The organism is Aurantiacibacter spongiae (assembly GCF_003815535.1).
Lineage (GTDB): Bacteria > Pseudomonadota > Alphaproteobacteria > Sphingomonadales > Sphingomonadaceae > Alteraurantiacibacter > Alteraurantiacibacter spongiae.
Map to the genome: position 1 here is coordinate 917500 of NZ_RPFZ01000001.1, position 20193 is coordinate 937692.

The 20193-nt window shown below is 60.0% G+C and carries 20 protein-coding genes and 1 tRNA gene; 6 read left to right on the plus strand and 15 right to left on the minus strand.

Translation table 11 applies throughout. The features are described from left to right. Positions 1-46 precede the first annotated feature (46 nt). Genes EG799_RS04490 through EG799_RS04510 form a run of 5 tightly spaced genes read right to left on the minus strand, consistent with a single transcriptional unit; the run spans position 47 to position 6446 of the window. On the minus strand, positions 47-1324 hold the full coding sequence (locus EG799_RS04490; RefSeq protein ID WP_123878938.1) for a TRAP transporter large permease: 1278 nt from the start codon (positions 1322-1324) through the stop codon (positions 47-49). After that, positions 1324-1803, minus strand: a complete 480-nt coding sequence (locus EG799_RS04495; protein WP_234029013.1) for a TRAP transporter small permease — start codon at positions 1801-1803, stop codon at positions 1324-1326. The genes EG799_RS04490 and EG799_RS04495 overlap by 1 nt, the downstream gene beginning before the upstream one ends. After that, on the minus strand, positions 1800-2816 hold the full coding sequence (locus tag EG799_RS04500) for a TRAP transporter substrate-binding protein (protein ID WP_234029014.1): 1017 nt from the start codon (positions 2814-2816) through the stop codon (positions 1800-1802). The genes EG799_RS04495 and EG799_RS04500 overlap by 4 nt, the downstream gene beginning before the upstream one ends. Further along, positions 2813-3601, minus strand: coding sequence for a 2-keto-4-pentenoate hydratase (locus EG799_RS04505; RefSeq protein ID WP_123878940.1), 789 nt, complete (start codon positions 3599-3601; stop codon positions 2813-2815). The genes EG799_RS04500 and EG799_RS04505 overlap by 4 nt, the downstream gene beginning before the upstream one ends. A gap of 4 nt (positions 3602-3605) precedes the next feature. Then, positions 3606-6446, minus strand: a complete 2841-nt coding sequence (locus EG799_RS04510) for a TonB-dependent receptor (RefSeq protein ID WP_158611016.1) — start codon at positions 6444-6446, stop codon at positions 3606-3608. A gap of 170 nt (positions 6447-6616) precedes the next feature. Between EG799_RS04510 and EG799_RS04515 the strand changes: the two genes are divergently transcribed. Beyond that, positions 6617-8266, plus strand: a complete 1650-nt coding sequence (locus tag EG799_RS04515; RefSeq protein ID WP_158611017.1) for a glycosyl hydrolase family 28-related protein — start codon at positions 6617-6619, stop codon at positions 8264-8266. Positions 8267-8282: 16 nt separating this feature from the next. On the opposite strand, the gene EG799_RS04520 is transcribed toward EG799_RS04515, so the two are convergent. The 7 genes from EG799_RS04520 to EG799_RS04545 all read right to left on the minus strand — a co-directional run bounded on the left by EG799_RS04520 (position 8283) and on the right by EG799_RS04545 (position 13501). Next, positions 8283-8356 (minus strand) — tRNA-Gly (locus EG799_RS04520). A gap of 47 nt (positions 8357-8403) precedes the next feature. Continuing rightward, positions 8404-9372, minus strand: coding sequence for a tyrosine-type recombinase/integrase (locus EG799_RS04525; RefSeq protein ID WP_158611018.1), 969 nt, complete (start codon positions 9370-9372; stop codon positions 8404-8406). 137 nt (positions 9373-9509) lie between these two features. Continuing rightward, positions 9510-9677 (minus strand): hypothetical protein, encoded by a 168-nt coding sequence (locus EG799_RS14185; protein WP_234029015.1) that lies wholly within the window; start codon positions 9675-9677, stop codon positions 9510-9512. Between the two features lie 432 nt (positions 9678-10109). Next, positions 10110-11480, minus strand: a complete 1371-nt coding sequence (locus EG799_RS04530; RefSeq protein ID WP_123878948.1) for a hypothetical protein — start codon at positions 11478-11480, stop codon at positions 10110-10112. Between the two features lie 540 nt (positions 11481-12020). Then, positions 12021-12221, minus strand: coding sequence for a hypothetical protein (locus EG799_RS04535; protein WP_123878950.1), 201 nt, complete (start codon positions 12219-12221; stop codon positions 12021-12023). After that, positions 12218-12784 carry a recombinase family protein gene (locus tag EG799_RS04540; RefSeq protein WP_123878952.1) on the minus strand — a complete coding sequence of 189 codons (567 nt, stop codon included), beginning with the start codon at positions 12782-12784 and terminating at the stop codon, positions 12218-12220. Before EG799_RS04540 ends, EG799_RS04535 begins: the two co-directional genes overlap by 4 nt. A gap of 114 nt (positions 12785-12898) precedes the next feature. Further along, positions 12899-13501 (minus strand): hypothetical protein, encoded by a 603-nt coding sequence (locus tag EG799_RS04545; protein WP_148085430.1) that lies wholly within the window; start codon positions 13499-13501, stop codon positions 12899-12901. Between the two features lie 218 nt (positions 13502-13719). Between EG799_RS04545 and EG799_RS04550 the strand changes: the two genes are divergently transcribed. After that, positions 13720-13926: a helix-turn-helix domain-containing protein gene (locus EG799_RS04550; protein ID WP_123878956.1), complete on the plus strand. Its 207-nt coding sequence runs from the start codon at positions 13720-13722 to the stop codon at positions 13924-13926. Between the two features lie 149 nt (positions 13927-14075). Here EG799_RS04550 and EG799_RS04555 read toward each other — a convergent pair whose 3' ends face one another. Next, the gene (locus EG799_RS04555; protein ID WP_123878958.1) at positions 14076-14915 is read right to left on the minus strand and encodes an RES family NAD+ phosphorylase; all 840 of its coding nucleotides are present in this window, start codon (positions 14913-14915) and stop codon (positions 14076-14078) included. Between the two features lie 46 nt (positions 14916-14961). Next, positions 14962-15774: a dCTP deaminase domain-containing protein gene (locus tag EG799_RS04560; RefSeq protein WP_123878961.1), complete on the minus strand. Its 813-nt coding sequence runs from the start codon at positions 15772-15774 to the stop codon at positions 14962-14964. Between EG799_RS04560 and EG799_RS14360 the strand changes: the two genes are divergently transcribed. From EG799_RS14360 to EG799_RS04580, 4 genes are all read left to right on the plus strand, one after another. After that, complete coding sequence (locus EG799_RS14360; RefSeq protein WP_123882762.1) at positions 15773-16264, plus strand: deaminase; 492 nt, start codon at positions 15773-15775, stop codon at positions 16262-16264. The two genes, EG799_RS04560 and EG799_RS14360, sit on opposite strands and share 2 nt — an antisense overlap. 100 nt (positions 16265-16364) lie before the next feature. After that, a complete protein-coding gene (gene dcm / locus EG799_RS04570; RefSeq protein WP_123878963.1) occupies positions 16365-17630 on the plus strand; it encodes a DNA (cytosine-5-)-methyltransferase in 1266 nt (421 codons plus the stop codon). Further along, positions 17623-18075, plus strand: coding sequence for a very short patch repair endonuclease (locus EG799_RS04575; protein ID WP_123878965.1), 453 nt, complete (start codon positions 17623-17625; stop codon positions 18073-18075). The genes dcm and EG799_RS04575 overlap by 8 nt, the downstream gene beginning before the upstream one ends. A gap of 3 nt (positions 18076-18078) precedes the next feature. Then, the gene (locus tag EG799_RS04580) at positions 18079-19326 is read left to right on the plus strand and encodes a type II restriction endonuclease (protein WP_123878967.1); all 1248 of its coding nucleotides are present in this window, start codon (positions 18079-18081) and stop codon (positions 19324-19326) included. A 5-nt stretch (positions 19327-19331) separates the two neighbouring features. Here the strand turns inward: EG799_RS04580 and EG799_RS04585 are convergent, their stop codons facing one another. Beyond that, positions 19332-20174, minus strand: a complete 843-nt coding sequence (locus EG799_RS04585; RefSeq protein WP_123878969.1) for a GIY-YIG nuclease family protein — start codon at positions 20172-20174, stop codon at positions 19332-19334. Positions 20175-20193 lie beyond the last annotated feature (19 nt).

A 20193-nucleotide genomic window follows, 5' to 3' on the forward strand; every position in this document is an offset into this window, starting at 1 on the left:
CCCTTATGGGCCGGTTTGCGGATCGCCAAGTGGTGCGAAGTAAAAACTACAGCGCGTGAGGTAGCCAGAGCGAGAGGCCGGGAAGATATGTCACCAGAGCCAGCGAGATCAGCAGCGTGAGGTAGAAGGGCCAGATCGTCGCCACCATGCGCGACAGGGGCACCTTGCCGACCGCTGATCCGACGAACAGGACCGAACCGACCGGCGGCGTGACCAGGCCGATGCCGAGATTGAGCATCAGGATGATCCCGAAATGCACGGGGTCCACCCCGGTCGCCATCGCCACCGGCAGGAAGATCGGGGTGGTGATCACGATCAGCGGGGCCATGTCCATGAATGTGCCCAGCGCCAGCAGCATGACGTTGATGATGAGCAGGGTGAGGATCGGATTGTCGGTTATGACCGCGATCAGGCCAGCGAGTGCGGCAGGCACTTCCAGCAGGGCGAGGGCAAAGCCGAAGGCGGTCGCGGCGGCGATGATGAACAGCACCATCGCCGCGGTCCGCACCGATTTCTGTGCCGCCTCCCAGGTGCCGCGCCAGCCCAGGTTGCGATAGACGAAGGTGCCGACGACGATGGTGTAGATCACCGCCACCGCGCTGCTTTCCGTGGGCGTGAAAATGCCCGACAGGATGCCACCCATGATGAGCACGCCGGTGAACAGGCCGGGGACGGCGTAGATCGCCGCGCGAATGAAGGTCCGCCAGCCGGGGAAGGTGCCGCGCGGCAGGTTGCGCCAGCGGGCCACCAGCCAGGTGGTCAGCATCAGCAACCCGCCGGTCAGCACTCCGGGCACGATACCGGCCAGGAAGAGATCGCCGATGGAAACGCCGATGCCCGATGCCGCGGCGTAGATGATCATGTTATGCGAGGGCGGGATCAGCAGGCCGACGATCGCCGCGGTCACGGTGACGTTGACCGAGAAGTCGCGATCGTATCCCTTCTCGTCCATGAGCGGCACCATGGTCGATCCGATGGCCGACGCGCTCGCGATGGCGGAGCCAGACACTGCGCCGAACATCATGCTGGCGCCGACGTCCACAAGCCCAAGTCCGCCGCGGACCCGCCCGAAGGCAGCATCGGCCACCCGTACCAGCCGCTCGGCAATTCCGGCCCGGTACATCAGGTCGCCGGCGAAGATGAAGAAGGGAATTGCCATCAGGGTGAAGACGCTGATGCCCGCCGCCATGCGCTGCACCGCCACGATCAGCGGAATGTCGGCGACGGCGAATGTCGCGAGGGCCGCGCCGAACAGGGCGAAGGCCACTGGCACGCCGATGGCGAGAAGGATCAGCAGCACGGCGAACAGGACGAGGATTTCCATCAGCGCACCCCTCGCTTTTCGGCCAGTCGCACGCGAATGCGGCCGATGGAGAACACCGTCATCAGCAGACCGGCAAAGGGTATGGGCAGATAGGCGAAGGCTCGGCTTATCCCGAGCGAGGGGATCACGTGCTCGCGCACGTCCCACGCCAGCAGGGTGCCGTAGATCGCGAATACGAGGCCGAAACCCGCGATCAGCACATGGATCGCGATACGCAGATTGCGCATGCCACGGGGCGAGAGGCGCTGTTCGAGGATCTCGATCCGGATATGGAACCGCTCCCACACGCCGGCAGCGGCCGCCAGAAAGACGTACCAGATCATCAGCACCAGCGCGGTCTGTTCGGACCAGGACGGACTGTGATCGAGCACGAACCGGCCGAACACCTGCCAGCCGATCACGGCGGTCATCGCCAGCAGGCCGGCCGCGCCGAGCCGGGCGAGGAGATCCGCCGCGCGATCCTCGAACCCCCGCTTCACCGCGCGACCTCGCGCTGCGCGAGGATGCGCTCGACCAGTTCGCGCTGACGCGGCGTGGTGAGCGAGGCGTCCCACATGGCCGTCATCCGTTCGGCGAAGGGCGCCGGATCGACCTCGTTCACCGCGACGCCCGAGGCGAGCACGATCGCCCGGCTTTTCTCCACCTGCGCGTCCCACAAGCGGCGCATGTAGGGCACCGACTGCTTCGCCGCGAGGCGTACCGCCCGCCTGTCCGCGGGAGGCAGAGCGTCGTACTTGACCTTGGACATGACGAAGACTTCGGGTGCAAGGAGGTGGCGGGTCAGGCTGTAGAAGCGCGCGACCTCGAAATGGCGGCCGTTCTCGAAACTGGGCCAGTTGTTCTCCGCCCCGTCGATCACGCCCTGCGCCAGGCTCTGGTAAACCTCGTCGAGCGGCATCGGTACAGCGTCGGCGCCGAGCGAACGGACCATGGCGATGTAGAGATCAGATCCCGGTACCCGCAATTTGAGGCCGCGCATGTCTTCGGGCCGATGGATGGGGCGGCGGGTGTTGTAGAAGCTGCGCGCGCCGGAATCGTAGAAGCACAACCCGACAAGGCCGTGCGGCTCGAGCGAGGCGAGAATTGCGTCGCCTACGGGCCCGTCCACGACGCGGCGCATGTGCGCGGTATCCGAGAAGATGAACGGCAGCGCGGCCACGATGGTGAGCGGCTCGATCGAATTGAGCGGGGCGAGGTTGACCCGGTTGAAATCGATCCCGCCGAAACTGGTGATTTCCAGCGTGTCGCGTTCATTACCCAGTTGACCACCGGCGTAGATGCGCAGGTCCAGTCGGCCGCCCGTCGCAGAATACAGCAGCTCGCCGAAGCGGCGCACGCCCTCGACCGTGGGATAGCCGATCGGGTGCGTGTCCGAGGATGTCAGCACGCCGTGCCCAAGAACGCGGGCACACCCGGCGAGCCCGCCCGCGGCGATGCCGCCCAGGACCGCGCGGCGACCGAGCCGCAAAGTCGCGGGAACCGCTTCGCTCACGTCGTCGGCACAGGCGTCAGCAACAGGTCGAAGCCCCCCAGCGTCCCGAAATCACAGCGGCCGCGCGCGCCCGGCAAGGCCTCGTGCACACCGGTGATGGCGCCGGTAGAGACGTATGTACCCTCGGGCAGGTCATAGCCGCGCCGCTCGGCCAGGCGACGCAGGAAAGCGAGCGATTCCAGCGCGGCAGCGGGGAAGTCATCGACCACGCGCGTGCCGACCGTCTCCCCGTCGATCGTGCAGGTCACGCTGAACGGTTCGTTGCGGTCGCGCCACTCGGGGATCTCGCTTCCCAGAAGGAGCCCGTTATTGTTGCCGAAGTCGCTGATGACCGCGACGGGGCCGTAATCGTTGATGTCGGGAATGGGACTACTGGCGATTTCCGCGCCGATGAACATGCGGTCGGTGGCCGCAGATGCTCCCAGGCTGATCACGAATTCTGGTTCGATCGCCGCGAAGCCGTCGGCGAACACGGGCATCTGCGTCGGCTCTCCGGGCCGGGCATGCCGTACGGAGCTGGCAAAGATCGGACCGGCGAGAAAGCGTTCGTCGAACCGCTCCCGATAGGCTGCGGGAACGCCGCCCACCTTCCATCCGGCGACCGTGTCCGGCCATTCGGCTATGGATCGGTCCTGCAGACGATAGGCCGCTTCCAGCGTGTCCGGCAATCCGGAAGGTGGTCCGGGCAGGGCACGACCCTCCGCCCTTGCCCGGACCAGACCGGACGAGATCGCGCGATGCTCGTCCGGCAGAGAGCCCGCCGCATTCTTGCTGCCCTGTCGCATTCCGTCAGAACTTCCCGCGGATGCCGATGAAATAGCGCGTGCCGGAGAAATCCGATTCCGCCAGGCTGTCGCGCGTCGGTCGATAGAGCAGGTTCGGCTCGTCGAGGATGTTGAGCACCTGGAAGCGGATCTGGACGTTGTCGAGCAGGTCGTAGCTGGTCGAGACGTCGAGGAAGCCCTGATCGCCGGCGAAGCGGTTGGACGTCGTGCGGAACGGCTTGAAGTAGTCCGACCGCCACTTGTAGGCGATCCGCGCGCTGAACGGACCGGCTTCGTAGAACACCGTGGCGTTGGCCGAATGCTTCGAATAGCCGGGAATGTTGGCGGGCGCGATGAAGTCGGCCAGCGTCTCTCCGCTGCGCCCGATGGTCGGATCGGGAAACTCGAAGTCGGAATCGGCGAAATTGTAACTCACCTGGAAGCCCAGCCCCATGTCGAACTGGTGCTGTGCGGTGATCTCGAAGCCGATGATGCGGCTCTTGTCGTCGGAATTGACCGTACGGGCGATATCGACGGGGGTCGGCGTGCCGTTGACGTCAACGCTGATGGTGCTGACATCGGTTCGGAAACCGGTCTGCAGGCTCTTGTAATAGGCCGCCACCGCGAGCGAAGTGGTGTCGCCTGCATACCATTCGAAGGATACGTCGCCGTTCCAGCTCTCGAGGGGTTCGAGGAACGGATTGCCGGACGCGGAGATGGCCTGCCCGACATTCTCGGCGTCAGTCTCGTTATCGATGGCCAGCGCGGCGCTCATCGCCTCCGGATCGGGCCGGGCGATGGCGCGATAGGCGGCGAAGCGCAGCAGCATCTCGGAATTCAGTTCAAGCGACAGGTTGGCGCTCGGCAGCACGTTCCAGAAATCGTTGGTTTCGGAGTTCACCGTAGGATCGCCGACCGGTTCGATGTCGATCGTGCCGGGATCGGTGCCGGGCGAAGTTATCAGCGAGCTGCTGACGCCGAGCGAGGTGATGCTGGTATGCACGGCGCGCACGCCGACATCGGCGCTGGCCAGCAGCCCGAACAGGCGCGTGTCGAAGTTCGCCTGGACGTATCCCGCCCACGTTTCCTCCGTCACGTCGGTATCGTCGGTCGACAGGGTGGAGCCGATGGGCAGCCCCGCATCGGGATCGCCCGTAAGCGCCAGGAACAGTCGCTGCGGATCCCAGCTGGCAAAGGTCAGGCCCTGCATCGGGGTATCCGCGCCGGCGTAGAAATCCTTCACCGGGAACGGCATGCGCGCATCGACCGCGTCGGGCGAGAAGATGTCGCCGACCAGCATGATCGGATCGGTCGAATCGTCGCTGCTTCGGTCGATGCCGTCGTCGCGCACGCGGTGCCGGTCGGCATACCTTACGCCGGCTTCGATCGAAGACAGGGCACCATCGAAATCGTAGCGGCCATCCAGGCGGAAGGCGAGGATGTCGTCATCGACATTCTCCTGCCGCCGGCGCACGCGCAGCGCGTTCGTGTACTGGTCGTAATTGTTGAGGTCGAACGGCGCGCCCACATCACTTTCCACACGGCTGGTATCGAGGAAGGTGAGCGCGGGAATTTCGACGTCACGGAAATCGAGCTGGAAGGTCACGCGGTCGTCGGTGCGGATGCGCATGTCGAGCTCGTCGCGACGACGCTGGGTCTGCGAATAGCCGGCATCAGCGGCGAGCGTCAGGCGGTCCCCCGTCCACTCGACGTTCGCGCCGAGGCCGACATATTCTTCGGTCTGGTCCTGGCGGAAGGGATTGAGCTCGACCCGCGTCTCGCCCGTATAATTGAGCAGCGCGCCGCTCTCGCTGATGTCGATGGGGCTGATCCGGCGGCGTCCGTCCGAGATGATGAGGTTCTGCCGATCCTCGCTGTCGTCGCGATAGGAATACTGTCCGTCGATATTGATATCGAGGGAGGGCGTCGGCTCCCACTGGATCGCCCCCATCAGCGCGTCGCGATCGGACTGCGTTTCCAGCGCGCGGTAGATATACTGGTTGGAGACGAAATATTGCTGGGATGCCGAACCGTCGGGCACGAAGTCGCAGTTCGAGCCACCGTCGATCGAATAGTCGGTGTTGCACACCGAGTAGGTCGAACTGCTGGTGTAGATGTCTTCCGGAGCGGTATCGCGGCGAATCTGCCAACCGATGGCGACACCGATATCCCCTGCCCCGGTCACGAACTGATCGACGTAGGATGCGGTCAGGCGCTGGCTGAGCGGATCGCCGTCGACCACGCGATCCTCGTAATCGGAATACCCCAGGAGAGCCTGGACCTGCAATCTCCCCTTGCCGTAATCGAGCGGTCGCAGCGTCTGCAGCTCGATGATACCCGACACGCCGCCCTCGATGAAGCTGGCCTGCTGCGACTTGTAGACGATGGCCCCGTTGATGAGTTCGGAAGGGAACTGTCCGTAATTCACGTCGCGCCCGTCGCTGCCCGAGGTCACTTCGCGTCCGTTCAGGACAGAAGAACCGAGAAAGGCACCAAGGCCGCGCACGGACAGTTCCGATGCCCCGCCCTTGAACCGGTCGGAGGTGACACCGACGATGCGCTCCAGCGTTTCCGCCACCGAAAGGTCGGGCAGATCGCCCACATCCTCGCCCACGATGGCGTCGCCGATCACATCGAGCTGGCGTTTCGTTTCCAGCGAATTCTCGATGGTGCGGGCGATCTCTCCGGTGACGATGATGGTGTTGTCGCCGGTCTGCGATTCTTCCATCGCGTCCGCGTCCTCGTCGGGGGGGACGGCCTGGGCATGGGCGATGCCCGCCTGACCCAGCAGCATGGCCGAAGCGAGCAGTCCGGCCCTGAACGTGCGCACGGATGGCACGGCGAAACGATCGGTGATGTGACGCATGGTTCCTCCCTCGATGTATTTTCTAGCCGATCCGGGTCGGCCCGTGGCGCCATTCTTGACACCGGTTACCCAATACGTTGACACCGGTGCCATTTCTCGTCAATAGATTTGTGAGAGAAAAATTCGGAGGGGTTGCGATGGCCGTAAAGGCTTTGAAACGAAGGATAGTTTTGGCCGGCGCGTTCGTTCTGACGATGCCGGGCGTCGCGTTCGCGCAACAGGTCAGGGATACGCTGCCCGAAATCCTATCGCACGCCGCAGTGGGCGATGCGCCATACCTCCCCGACTTTTCCTACGCGGGCTACGGCTACGGTCTGAAGGCGATTCCCGCGGTGAATGCGGTCATCGACGTCGGTGATTACGGCGCGATTCCGGATGACGGGCGCGACGACAGCAAGGCGATAAAGGCCGCCCTTGCCGCAGCACACGAAATGGACGGGCCGGTGCGCGTGCAGTTCGGCGCGGGTCGCTACGTGCTGACCGAGATTCTGTGGATCGAGCGCAACGGCATCGTCCTTGCCGGCATGGGCAGCGGCCAGGGCGGTACGCAGCTTTACATGCCCCGCCCGCTCGACCAGGCCGACGACGGCGGCGCGCTGGACGAACTGCGCGAATACCTTGCCCAGTACGACAAGCGCCAGCGCGACGAGGACATCAACCTCGACACCCTGTTCTCCGAATGGAGCTGGAGCGGCGGCTTCATCTGGACGCGCTATCCGGGTGGGCGTCACGCAACCTATCTGGAGAGTTACGACCGTCCGATCGAAACCGTCGCCACGATCCGTTCCGGCACGCGCGGCACGCGCGAGGTGAGGCTGGGCGATCCCGGCTCCCTGGCCGCGGGCGACGTGGTCCAGATTCACTGGCACAACCGTGCCGGGGAGGACGGCCCTCTGATAACCGAACTGTACGGCGACTCCGATCTCGAAATCGGCGACCGTCACTGGACGCTTCCCGATCGCCCGCTTGTGCGCCAGGCCACCCGGATCGAATCGATCGAGGGCGACCGCGCCACCATCGCCGATCCGCTGTTGCACGATATCGACTCCGACCTACCCGCCTACTTCGCTCGCTGGGATCACCTTTCGGAAGTCGGTATCCAGGATTTGGCGATGGTATTTCCCGAAAATCCCTATTTCGGGCATCACAACGAAGCCGGCTATAACGGCATCTACTTCACCGGCGTTCACGACGGGTGGATAAGCAACGTCCGGATCGTCAATGCCGATAGCGGCATCCTGACCGACGATCTGGCCAACGTCACCATCGCGGACGTCGTGACCACCGGCGACCACAAGGCCCATTACGGTGTCCATATGGGCAATGTGCACAACGTGCTGGTGACCGGAAACGAGGTACGCAACCCGACCGAACACACCTTCAGTTTCAATACCCAGTCGACCCGTTCGGTCTACCATCGCAGCACCGGTTGGGAACAGCCGACGCTGGACCAGCATGCCGGTGCGAACCACCAGAACCTGTACGATGCGCTGACCGTGCATGTCCGGCCGCGACCGGACGAGAGCGACGGTCGCGCGACTTACGACCTCTTCAAGGCAGGCGGCGCGGGTTACTGGCAGCCGGGCCACGGTCGCTACAACACCGTCTGGAATCTCGATGTCGAGGTGGAGAGTGGGGCGCAACCGGGCGAACCGGTTATCATCACCGAGAACAGCGGCGGCCCCGAAGCCCGCATCGTCGGCCTGCACGGGAACCGGCCGCTGATCCTGGAATACGATCCCGCACCCTACGTCGAGGCGACCGGCCAGCGCCTTGCTGCGGCCTCATCCCTCTATGACTGGCAGCTGTCGCAACGCTGATACGCGGAGATGTAGATGGAGCGGGTGAAGGGAATCGAACCCTCGTCGTCAGCTTGGGAAGCTGCTGCTCTACCATTGAGCTACACCCGCATTTCAATAGCTTAGACAGGGGGTGCTCCGTCAGTTTACACTTTGGTTTACACCTCGCCCTGCAAGCGACGGCTGATTGACACCACGATGGCACTATCGTCAACGTATCTTTTGCGGATTTCATCGACCTGTTCTGGCGACCATCCCATGAGGTCTGCTATTTCTCGATTGGAGAGCATTGCGGTCGGATGTGTCATGATCTTGGTTGCGAAAGTCCCCCGTAGATCGTGGAGCCGCTTCTGTGTCCTCCGCTCCTCGCCCGTGACCGGGTCTCTTTCGGTATGCCAAATGCCGGTGCCGCCGTTCGCCTTCTTGCGGGCTTCGTGGAAGCTCGAATTGAGCCCATCGCCAGTCCATGCTTTCCCTTGGCTTGTGACTAGCACGGTCTCAACGCCCTCCCGCCGTGGCCTTTGCCGCAAATCATTGAGAAGGCCATCCAACTCGGGAAGTCGGGGAATGGTGACCCGATAACGCTTGCGCCGGGAACGCTTGGAGGCTGTCCTCTGGATCGCGAGGTCATTGATCTCATGCCACCGCAAGGCGACAAGGTCCGCCCTACGCAGGCCAGTCATTGCCGCAAGGTCTATTGCATCTTTCAGTGCTTGTTGGGCCTCTGCCTTGAGCGCCTCAATGTCCTCCGGCAGCCAGACCACGGGTGCTCGGCTCTCGGCCCGATAGAGCGTTGGGATGCCGTGAGCCGGATTTAGGATTATCCTTCCTTCGAGCGTAGCCCATTCTAGAAAGCGGGAGAGAACAGAAACGCTGATGTCGGCAGTGCGCGGCGTGGCGCTCATGGTATTTCGCCACGCTACGATCTTCGCCTTCATCCGGGCGTCATTGAAGATCGCAAGCGGCGCTTTGCCCCATTTGCCTTCCACCCTCTCCAATGCCTGCCCCCAAGTGCGCTGGGTGCTGACGGCCAGTTCCTTCCAGTATGCGGACTGTCGAAAGGCAGTAATGACACTGCCAACGTCATCGCGAGGGGTTTCTTCCAGTGCTCTGCGCGCCTCGGCCACGCGAACCCAATCAGCCGGGGTCAGTATGGGCTTACGAGGCCCCTTTGCGCGCAGGATTTGAGGCCCGCCCCGCCACGCATAGACATACCAAGCTGTTCCGGACGCCAAGGACTTCCGAACGAAATGGACGCCGGAACTCACAGGCGATCCTCCCATTCGTCGAACGGCGTAGGGACCGCACCAGCCCCCTTGGGTTCGCCGGTCGCCAACGTCAGGCTAATTTCACCATTGGCTCGAATGTCCACTCCCTCGACTACCGCGCCGCACTTCTGTGCTGCTCTAATGGCGCGGGAGATATCCGCCATGCGGAATGTCGATTTACGGCGCGGCGCTACTGCCCGACCACCGTCAGCTACTTGCTCGATGAACCGCTCCGGTCGAATACTGCGAGTTCGCCGTGGCGGATCAATGGGCTCATTACTAGAAGGAACAGGTATTATTCGCATGATCGCCTCAATTTTAGACGATCATGCACATTAAGCAGATTATACCGCTTGACAACAAGTTTTGAGTGCAACTCGTTGCAAGCCTATTTGGTTAAAAATCTAGACATCACTTCATGAATAACGGTCACGAACAGTTCTGTATTTTTTGTCAATCGGCAGTTCGCTATTGAGTTCTCACTAATGCGCCTAACTGCCGTAAACTGCCCTTAGCGAGTAAGCAGTGCTTGGCTGTAGCCGGTTGGCGCAAAGATCGCATAGCTGCCCCGGCCACATGGGCAATCCCTCGTCAGATCATGAACGCTCGGGGACCAACCCACGGCCTTCTATCAGGCTGCGCGTGACCAGATGGACCATACCGCGATACTCCGGACGAAGTGCATATCGCTTGTTCGGACGCCGGTGATCCTGTCTGCGAAGTGTCGTCCGTTGGACGATCCCCGCCGAGCACAGGTCAGCAATGACCTCGTCTGACCAGCCAAAGGCCGTGTTGGTGCGGATGCCTCCATCGGTCAGCAGAACATTGAGAAGCGTGTGGAATTGCAAGGAGTGCTGGACGCTGATCTGATGCACCGCGTTGCAGAGCGACACTAGGTCGCTCATCTGTGGTGCGGGATGCTCATCCAGCAATGAGCCGATAACCGGCCATCCATAGTAGTCCGCAAGGTGCTGCCGCTCCATTTCGAGAACCCGAAGCAATCGCGTTTCCGGGCCTTCAGGAGCCTTAGCGCCCGGCCCTTTGCGTCGCATCTCGAACCTGATGCGAGAAGGTGACTTGGCATAGATCGCTATCCGGTATCTCTCATTGAGAACGAACCCGACCGAGAGATTGTCATTGCCGCGCTCCGTCCACATGCTGCTATTGGTAATGTAGCGCCATACTTCCGCATTGTCGAAATCGGCCAATGTCGCAGACCCGAGCAATCGAACCGCTCCAAGTGCGTTGGTGTGGCGGCGCTCGAAGAAGGCTTCCGCTTCGTTGATGCTAACCCCTTCCCAATCAAACCGGCAGGTTAGGCCAGGAACGCTGGTAATTACGTCACCGCTGTCGCTTGCCAAGCTCGCAGTTGGCGCGGGGAGGCATATCCACGCTACCATCCGTTTCAACTGGTTCACGTATAACGGAAGGAAAGCTGCGAAGGGGTCCGATCCTAGACACTCGTGGGCGGAACGAAGATTGCTGATCCAGTTATCGGTATCTCCCAATGCACGCGGCACGGCTTCATCGGCCCGAGAGAAAAACGCCACTGGATCAATTTCCGCAATATGCGAACCGAACGCCTCACCCAACGATGCGTAGCGGATGAGAAGGTGATGGAGTGTCCTGACGACATTACCACCTGTGAGGTTAAACCGGATCGCTCCTTGGCCTCCCTGTTTCTTGATCGAAAGATGGACCTTACCAAGTGTCGTCGCCGCGTTAGCCAGAGTGGCGATCAGGATGCGCTCCGACGTCTGCTCGAACTTAAACCAATGGGGCTGAAATGGAGGGGCGAGTAGCTCGAAATATCCCTCTGGCGTAAGATCATCTAGTGCTGCCGCTGATGAGCGCCAGTGTCCACGCACCGTAAGCGAAATCCTGTCGATGCCGACTTCTGGAAGGGCGGGACGAAGGTCCGGATAGAACGCGCGCAATCCATTGCGGCCACGCTGCGGGGCTCGCACGAACGACGTGTCAGGTATGGTCCCGGTTCTTGATATGACAGCCTCACAGGGTTTTTCGTTACCTCTGTAGAGACAGCCTCGTTAAAGTCCGGTTTGCGCCATCGACGTTGCTAGAGCCCCAATTCCGATTGGCGACATGGAGGCGCGGCGGGGATCGGCAATCCATCCGGGTAGGTGAGCCGGAATAGCCGCGATTGAGACACAGGATCGAGCGAGAGCAGCGTGGGCCACTCGGAACGCAGTTCAACGCTCTGCAAGCGCCATAGCCACCGCTGCGGGTCACGAAAGCGCGCATGGAGAGCCGCATGGCATTTCTTGCAAGCTGGAAAGAGTTCAGCGGGGCGGTCGTATCGCTCAAGGTGCGCGAATATGTATCCGCTGGTCCGGAGCCGGGCCGGGTCGCTGAAGCCACAGATCGAACAGACCGTGGGCCGTGCAATTTGACCGGAGCGGAATAGTGCGTTCTGCACACGCGTCACGGCGCACCGCTCCGCCCAAGACCAACCGTTGTATGGCGTCTCCCATGGCCGCGCCGAGTTGCTAGTCACAAGCAAAGTCCAAACGCTTCCGAACGTTGCCGAGCAAGCCATTCAGCGAGGTGATCCCAATGCGAAGCTGGCACATGAGTGCACACTGCATGTCCGGGGAATTGTCATTGCTCTGCCCTTCGATGGCGACGGTGTGCATATCTTCGAGCATGGCAGTGATGTCGGCAAACAAAGCCGGAACGGCGTCGCTCACGCGGCTTGGCCGTCAGACAGTATTCGATAAACCGAGCTACGGCTAATCTGAAGCCGGGAAGCGATCTCGCAAGCCCGCACCCCGGTGGCGTGCAGATCGTGCACCTGCGGTGCCAGACGGCGCGCTGTCGGTGCCCGGCCACGGTATTTGCCGAGCGACTTGGCCTTCGCGATGCCCTCGCGCTGTCTGACCATTGCCAATTCTCGCTCGAACTGCGCAACCGCGCCGAACATCGTGACGACCAAGCGGCCAGCGGGCGATTTGGTATCCACCGCCTGACCGCCGAAATCTAGGATGCGAAGGGCAACGCCCTTGCCTTCAAGTGTCTCGATTATCGCAAGGAGGTCGGCAGTTGACCGCGCTAGGCGGTCGAGCCGCATCACGACTAGGGTGTCGCCGTCACGCACGAAGTCGAGACAAGCCGCAAGCTCGTTTCGTTCCGCGACCGACGACACTCGCTCCGTGAACAGTCTTGTGCAACCCGTTGCACGGAGTTCGCGTTCTTGGGCTTCAAGCCCGGCGCACTGGTCGGCGGTGGAGACGCGCGCATAGCCAACAAGCATCTGATTTCCCTCGTTTGTTCGAAGGAAAGGCTACCAGCACGACCCGCCTAAGTCACGGAAAAGACTGGATTATTGACCAAAAATCTTGCTGATCTTGGGCGCGGGTGCAGACGGTCAAGCGCCGCTCGATAGCAGTCCCCGCCCACGTCCCGGTGCGCGTGGCTCATCGGTATAAGGTTGCGGCTGGAAGGGCTCGCTTTGGGCAGCGAGGATTGTCCGGAACCTGCCATACCACTGTTCAAGCGTGGCTACTGCCATTCTCACTTCCGGGGTATTGGGTTTGCATCCGGCAAGATGGTTGAAGAACGTCACACGGATGACGGGCTCGTGTAGATCGTTGGTGAATATCTTCAGAGCGATGTTCTTGACCGTCTGCTCATGCCTCTTGGACCCGGAGAGCCCTCCCAATAGCAGGCCGACCGGACCCAATAGCGCGCCTCCCACGGCTGCGCCCATCAACTGGCTCCCGCGATTGGTAAGTTCTAGCTTGGTGCCATCGCGCTCGATTTCGACTGCGACAAGCTGGCTGAAATGGAACACCCGATAGGAACCGCTCACAAGGATCACCGCGAACTGATTAGTATCCGGGTCCATCGCGAGGCTCGCATACTTGTCCGCCTGATCGAACCGCAGGACTGGCTCGAAGTCCGGTATAGTTGCGATCAGGCCTCCTATCCGGTCGGGCTTGCACTTCTGCCAACGCTGGAAGCGAAGCACGACATAGGTCGTAAGCCCAGCCGGGACTGCCGCGCATATAAGCAGAAACAACCATCCCACGATTTCATTTGGCACTTCGGAACTCCCTGCGCGACATTTCCGCTGGAAGCTACGCGACGGTAGTGAAGAACAGGTGTAGACGATAAGTGACAATAGATCAGTGATTGTCACTCATCGTCGGTGGACCGATCAGTCACATCTGGTCCCTATGCTTCCCGATGACGGACATCAGGCAGCGACTAGCCCGAAACGTGGCAAGGCTCCGTAAGGAAGCGGGCTGGTCGCAGGAAGCCTTTGCCGATCACGCAGGTATCCACCGCACATACATCAGCGACATCGAGCGGGGGGCTCGCAATCCCACCATCGAGGTGGTGGACCGGATTGCCAAGGCGCTGCGAGTGAAGCCCGGAGCGTTGCTGGACTGACAAAGCGGTCTCGTGCAACCCGTTGCAGTTCTCGCTAGGCTTTATGGCCCTGCGGGACACCGTCTCACTGGCCCATTACCCATTTCAGTGGGACACCGGCGCGCTGTCCCGAGGATGTGCCACATGGGCAGGAGCTTTTGAGACCGTCGCTAATCCGTGTGGTCGCCGTCGCTCCGCTCACTCTCTGGCGCAGGATAGACCGCAGTGATCTTGTTTCGGAAGGTTCCTTCCTCTGTGACATAATAGGGATTATCGGCCATGCTCAACTCAACCGTCATTTTGGCAACCGTGTGCAATCCACACATCTTGAGTTCGGCTGCTGTGGTGTCGAACAGAGCAACGTTGAAACCATCCTCTCCATATCCGCTCTTGTAGGCGACCCCATCGTAGCCTTTAAGACGAAGCGTCTCCGCGATGACCTGCGTTGGAACATACGTCAGACCGGCGTCACTGCGTTCGACGGGAGCGGAAAACGCATTGTTGATGTCAGTCCAAACCTGACGCTCAATGTCCTCGTCAGACCAAGCATTTTGCGTTAAGCGCGCAAAGGGTTGAATTAGTTTTTCGGAGCAGTCTACGATTTGTAGATCGCGCTTGATCCGGAAAACGCCGATTGACACGTGCGAACCAATTAGCGGGCGAACTTCGAGTGCCGCCGTTACCTCCTTAGTGGACAGATAGAGGCAGGCGATGCCCCTTGCGTTTACGCGGCCATCGCCCACCCACGCAGCGTCCGGGAACATCCTATCTTCGGCATACGCGCTCGGGAACTCGTCGAATACACCCGGCGCGATCTCCTCCTTTCGCCATCTAAAACCGAGTTGGGCCCGATATAGGTGTAACCCCTCCTGAAGCCGCCTGACGCGATTGCAGCTTGTTCGGGAAACCTCATCTAGAAAGTCGGTTTGCTCCTGCGTTCGAGCAAAACGATACGTCTGACGAACCGAGCGGTCGAAATCTCGATACGCTTCATGTGAACCAAATGTCATGATCTGTGCCCGCTTCGCAGCGAAGCCGCTTCATCGACACACAGCATCAGCCCGAAGGCCCGCTAGTGGCATCTGGCGCAGGAGCCGCCCGATCAACGTCTTGAACATCTTCGGGCGTAGTGCCGAGGGTCGTGCTTTCCGCCGCTCCCAATCCAGCCTCTAAATCGGCTATCCGCTTCTCAAGCTGCTCTAACTCGGCTCTACTTCCGGCGAAGTCGGTCCAGACACCGTATGCTATTGGAGCAAAAATCGCCAGCATCGCCAAGATGAGACCCCAAATGGTTAGGCGGAGAGCCCAACGCGGCATTTGCAATACTTTGTCAGAGACCTCCGAAGCCAAGCTCTCCATGTTGAGAAAGGTCGATGAAAACAGTCGAGAGCGGACCAAGGTCTCTTTCTTATATTGATCGCTCTCCTTCTCGACGGCATTGCTCCCCGAGGCCACATGGGGGTGGAATAGGAGCCTGAAGAATGGCTCCCCGGTTTTAATCGGGAAATCGGAGTTCCCGAAGTTCACCAGTGCCGCTGACAACGGGCCGCGCCAACCGGGATCGACAATACCAACATTCAGCGCCAGCACCCCTTCATGGGTCCAGCGCGTCATCAAGGTCGCTAGGCCGGTAACATCGTCAGGCAGACTGAAAGTCTCTGCGGAGACTACCCACACGATACCGCGCGGAGGAAGCCGATAGGTTCCACCCTCGATCTCCACGCCCTCTTTAATGATACATCCGACAGTGGCGTCGTATGTCGAGGGACGCCATCCCTTGGATACGTCTCCTTTGACAATCCCCTTCGCCTTGATCTCTTGCCCACTAAGCACCATTGCACGATCCTCCCGTTCAGGAGGGTAAATCATAGTCACGTTCCGCAATCAAACCGAAGCTGACCTTCATTACTTAGCGGAAGCGTTAGGTGCGAGGTCACAAACCGACGACCCGAAAGCGAAGGCTTTCCCACAATCGGGCGTGGGTGTCGTTATCGCGAAGGGAGAAGTCGAGCTTGCGCGATCCGCTAACGTCTTGCCCCCGGCGCTGGCTGCCCGCTTCCGCCATGACATGCGCGGTATCAGCGATGAAGAAAGATACCACGTGATAGAACATGCGGAGCGCGCCGCAATCTACCAAGCTCTCCAAAAGGGCATCGACCTTTCAGGGGCGACACTTTACGGCACCCGCTTTCCGTGCAGCGACTGTGCCCGAGCAATGCTTTGGGCCGGTATCGCTAGGGCGGTTTTTCCGAGTGGATTTGCAGGCGAAGATCGCTGGGTAGTTTCTCAACGTGCAGCCCTGCACATGCTTAGACATGCAGGTGTAACTGTTCGCTACTTATCACCTTCTCCTGCATAGGGGCTGTGCAAAAAAACGGAACATTCTGCGAACAAATGCTTGATCGGCGGGATGCACGTCGTCATAGTGTCAAAAATCGACACAGAGATGAGGAGCGGCCATGCGCGTCGTCAACAAGCCAAACGAGTTTCAACTTCTCTGCGATCAGGCGGGTTTGACGTTAGAGCAAGCGGCTGCGTTGCTTCAAGTATCAGAGCGAACAACCTATCGGTATGCGAGCGGTGCAAGTCGGCCCAATGGTCTGGCATTAAGCGTTCTGCGGTCTGCCGCAAACGGGGCGAGCAAAGAGACCACTCGTCGGGCTTTCAGATTTATCGACCTTTTTGCAGGGATTGGCGGACTTCGTCTCGGCTTCGAGAGGATTGGCGGGCATTGTGTTTTTACGTCGGAGTGGGATGAGCACGCGCGTAAAACCTACGCTCTGAACTTCAGGGACAACCATCCCCTTGGAGGTGACATCCGGGAGTTTTCCAGCGCCCCTGACAAGATACCAGAGTTCGATATTCTCTTGGCAGGGTTTCCTTGTCAGCCCTTTTCGATAGCCGGGGTCTCCAAGAAGAACGCTCTCGGCAAGCCGCATGGTTTTCTTTGCGATACCCAAGGCACGCTCTTTTTTGATGCGGCGCAGATCATTGCCCATCACCGTCCGGCAGCTTTCGTGCTGGAAAACGTCAAAAACCTAGAAAGTCACGACAAGGGGCGCACCTTCGCCACCATCATGAATGTTCTGAAAAATGAACTCGGCTACAGCCGGGTGCAGGCTCGTGTCATAAGCTCGGAGCCATGGGTGCCGCAGAAGCGCGAGCGGGTATTCATCGTCGGTTTTCGCGACGATACGGAGTTTGATCTCGACAAGATCGAACTTCCTTCAAAGTCGAGCGGCCCGAAATTAGGCAGCATCCTCCAACCGCATGATGAAGTGGACCCAAAATACACTCTGACCCCTCGCCTGTGGCAGTATTTGCAGGATTATCGGGCGAAGCATGAAGCCAAGGGTAATGGATTTGGATATAGTCTGTTTGGCCCCGATGACGTCACACGAACCTTGTCGGCCCGTTATTACAAAGACGGATCAGAAGTTCTGGTCGATCAGCCGGGCAAGCGCCCGCGCCGTCTGACCCCGCTGGAATGTGCCCGCCTTATGGGCTTTGATCGTGATGATCGGCGCTGGCGGATCGAGGTTTCAGATACGCAAGCCTACCGCCAATTCGGCAATGCTGTGGTGGTGCCGGTCGTTGAGTTCATTGCCGAAGCAATGGAACCGCACCTGCGGCAGGCCCTCGACGCTGACACACCAATCAGAACGCCGGGCGATATTCCGCTGATCTCACCGCCGCCGCGACAGCGCATGGTGGCGAATGGCTGACATCGTATCGGCTGACGTGCGCAGCCGCATGATGTCTGGTATCCGGGGGCGTAATACGAAACCGGAGCTTCTCCTACGAAAGGGGCTGCACAGACTAGGTTTCCGCTTCCGTCTACATGCGCCGGAGTTGCCCGGTAAGCCTGACATTGTATTTCCGCGCTACAACGCTGTCCTTCTAGCCCACGGCTGTTTCTGGCATGGTCACGACTGCCACTTATTCAAGCTGCCTTCGACCAGGCAGGAGTTTTGGCAAATGAAGATCGAGCGCAACCGATTAGTGGATGCGCGGACAATGTCTGCGCTCGCTGATTTGGGTTGGCGCGTTGGTGTGGTGTGGGAATGTGCCCTGAAAGGCCGGACAAGATTGCCTTTCGATGACGTTTTGAGGACATGTGCGGATTGGCTTTGTAATGAAGCAGCAGGGCTTGAAATCGCAGGGGAGTAGGGGGTGCGTAGGGGCTACCTTTCTGATCATTTCGCGGCAGTGGCAGCGAAGCGGCTTGCCGTCGTTGACACTATCACCGCGCAATCCAATCAGCATGAAGTGACTGGTTCAAAGGTGCTGCGTCGGATTTTAGGAGACACCACGCGCAGCGCGCCGCGAAGCGGGCCGGACACTCGCTTTCACGCCACCTATGTTTGGCTAGGAGGGGAGCAGGAGGCGCTATCGGAGGAAGGCAGGCTTTCGTGGTATGATAGCCGTGCCAACGATCCGACGAGATCAGCGGAGTGGCGTCTATATTATCAGGGCAATCCGGTAACGGAATTGATGGAGCCGGGTGACAGTCTATTCGTTGCTCGCCGCCCTGATGACCACATCCTCTTTATTGTCACGCCCGATGGCACTGATATTCAAAGTCAGCTTGTTTGGCTTTTCGGTTTATCGGAACAACCCTCTCTCGCTTTTGAGCAGAGGGAGATCACCCGCGACAGCGGTGGCGAAGTGGACTTCGCAGCACGGTTTATTCTGGATGAGCTTGGCATCGAGGCTGCTGAACCAGAGGCCGACCTATTAGACAGTCTCATTGAGCGGTTTGGGCTGAAGTTCCCCAAAACTCGGGTTTTTTCTGAACTCGCGCGAACCTCCCTGCCCGAGATCAGTGCGCAAGATGACCCTGATGAAGTCTTGCTATCTTGGATGGAACGCGAGGAATTAATGTTTCGTCGGCTTGAACGACGTATCGTGGCCGACCGGATCGCGAACGGGTTCGCTGGGCCAGATGGAGCAGATGTCGATGGCTTCCTGAAGTTCTCTCTCTCGGTTCAGAACACTCGGAAGGCGCGCGTTGGCTTGGCCCTTGAGAACCATCTTGAAGCGATATTTTTAGCCCATGACGTTCGATATGCTCGTGGAGCGGAAACCGAAAACAAGAATAAGCCGGATTTTCTCTTTCCGGGTCAAGATCAATACCGCGACCCGAGCTTTCCGGTTGAGTTGCTGACCATGCTGGGATCAAAATCCACGCTAAAAGATCGTTGGCGACAGGTGCTATCCGAGGCGGAACGCATCCCGGTAAAACACCTTGCCACCCTTTCTCCGGGCCTCTCGGAAAATCAGACTGACGAGATGCGAGCCAAATCCTTGCAATTAGTCGTCCCGAGGGGGCTTCATGAGACATACCGAAATACGCAACGGGCATGGCTCATGGATATGCGAGCGTTCTTGGCAATGGTCCGGACAAGGCAGCGAGCTTAGGAAACCTAATTTTTGTTCAGACCCATTTCTCTGCTTTGGAGCTTGCGCTTCCATAGTTGCTCCATCGCGATGATCTGCTCGACCGTCGCGGCTGAACCGGCCACCTCTAAGATGCTGACCTGATAATCCGATGGATCGCGGCTCTTGAGGCCGACGTTACCGCCATGCCCTGTCGCGATATAGCTCTGCCAGCGTCCCCAAAACCCTTCGAAGCCATGCGCAGCACCAACATATTGTTCTCGGGTTCGGGGGCATGTCAGTAGATAAACGCCCCTGCTCGCCGATAATGTGGCAACCCATGATGGAGGCAGGCTCGGAAGGCTGGCAAGATTTTCAACAAAATGCGTAAAGCCGGGAAAGTCCGGCTCCCGAAAGGTCTGTGTGAGTTCAACAATCGGCTTGTCGCCCGTGTTGCTGTCGGCTCGCTGCGCCCACGAGCGGGCTCCCGGCCCCCACTCCACCTTCAAACATCCGATGAATGGGTCAAAAGCGGGCAGCCGCGAGCACTCATAGAGGTCAAGTTCAAGGTTCATCTGAAGGCGCGAAAGGCGGTAGAGCGGATCGACCCAATCGTCGGGCGCGGGCGACGAACCGAATACTTCATACATTCCGGCGAACATCGTGCTGCCATCAGGAGGCACCACGAAACTGGCCCAATACCGACTAGCGAAGTATTCGCGCCGGTTAGCCCGCTGCGCACTCTGGTAACGCTCGAACTCCGCTCTGTCATCGCGCCATAGCGCGTATGGTGTCAGTCCGCTGTCGGCTACATGCTGGTGTCGCATGAGGCGCACGTTGAAAGGATCGAGCCCACCGTTCTTCAGCACCATGTTGAAAGTCAGTGCCACCCCACGCTCCCGCCCTATT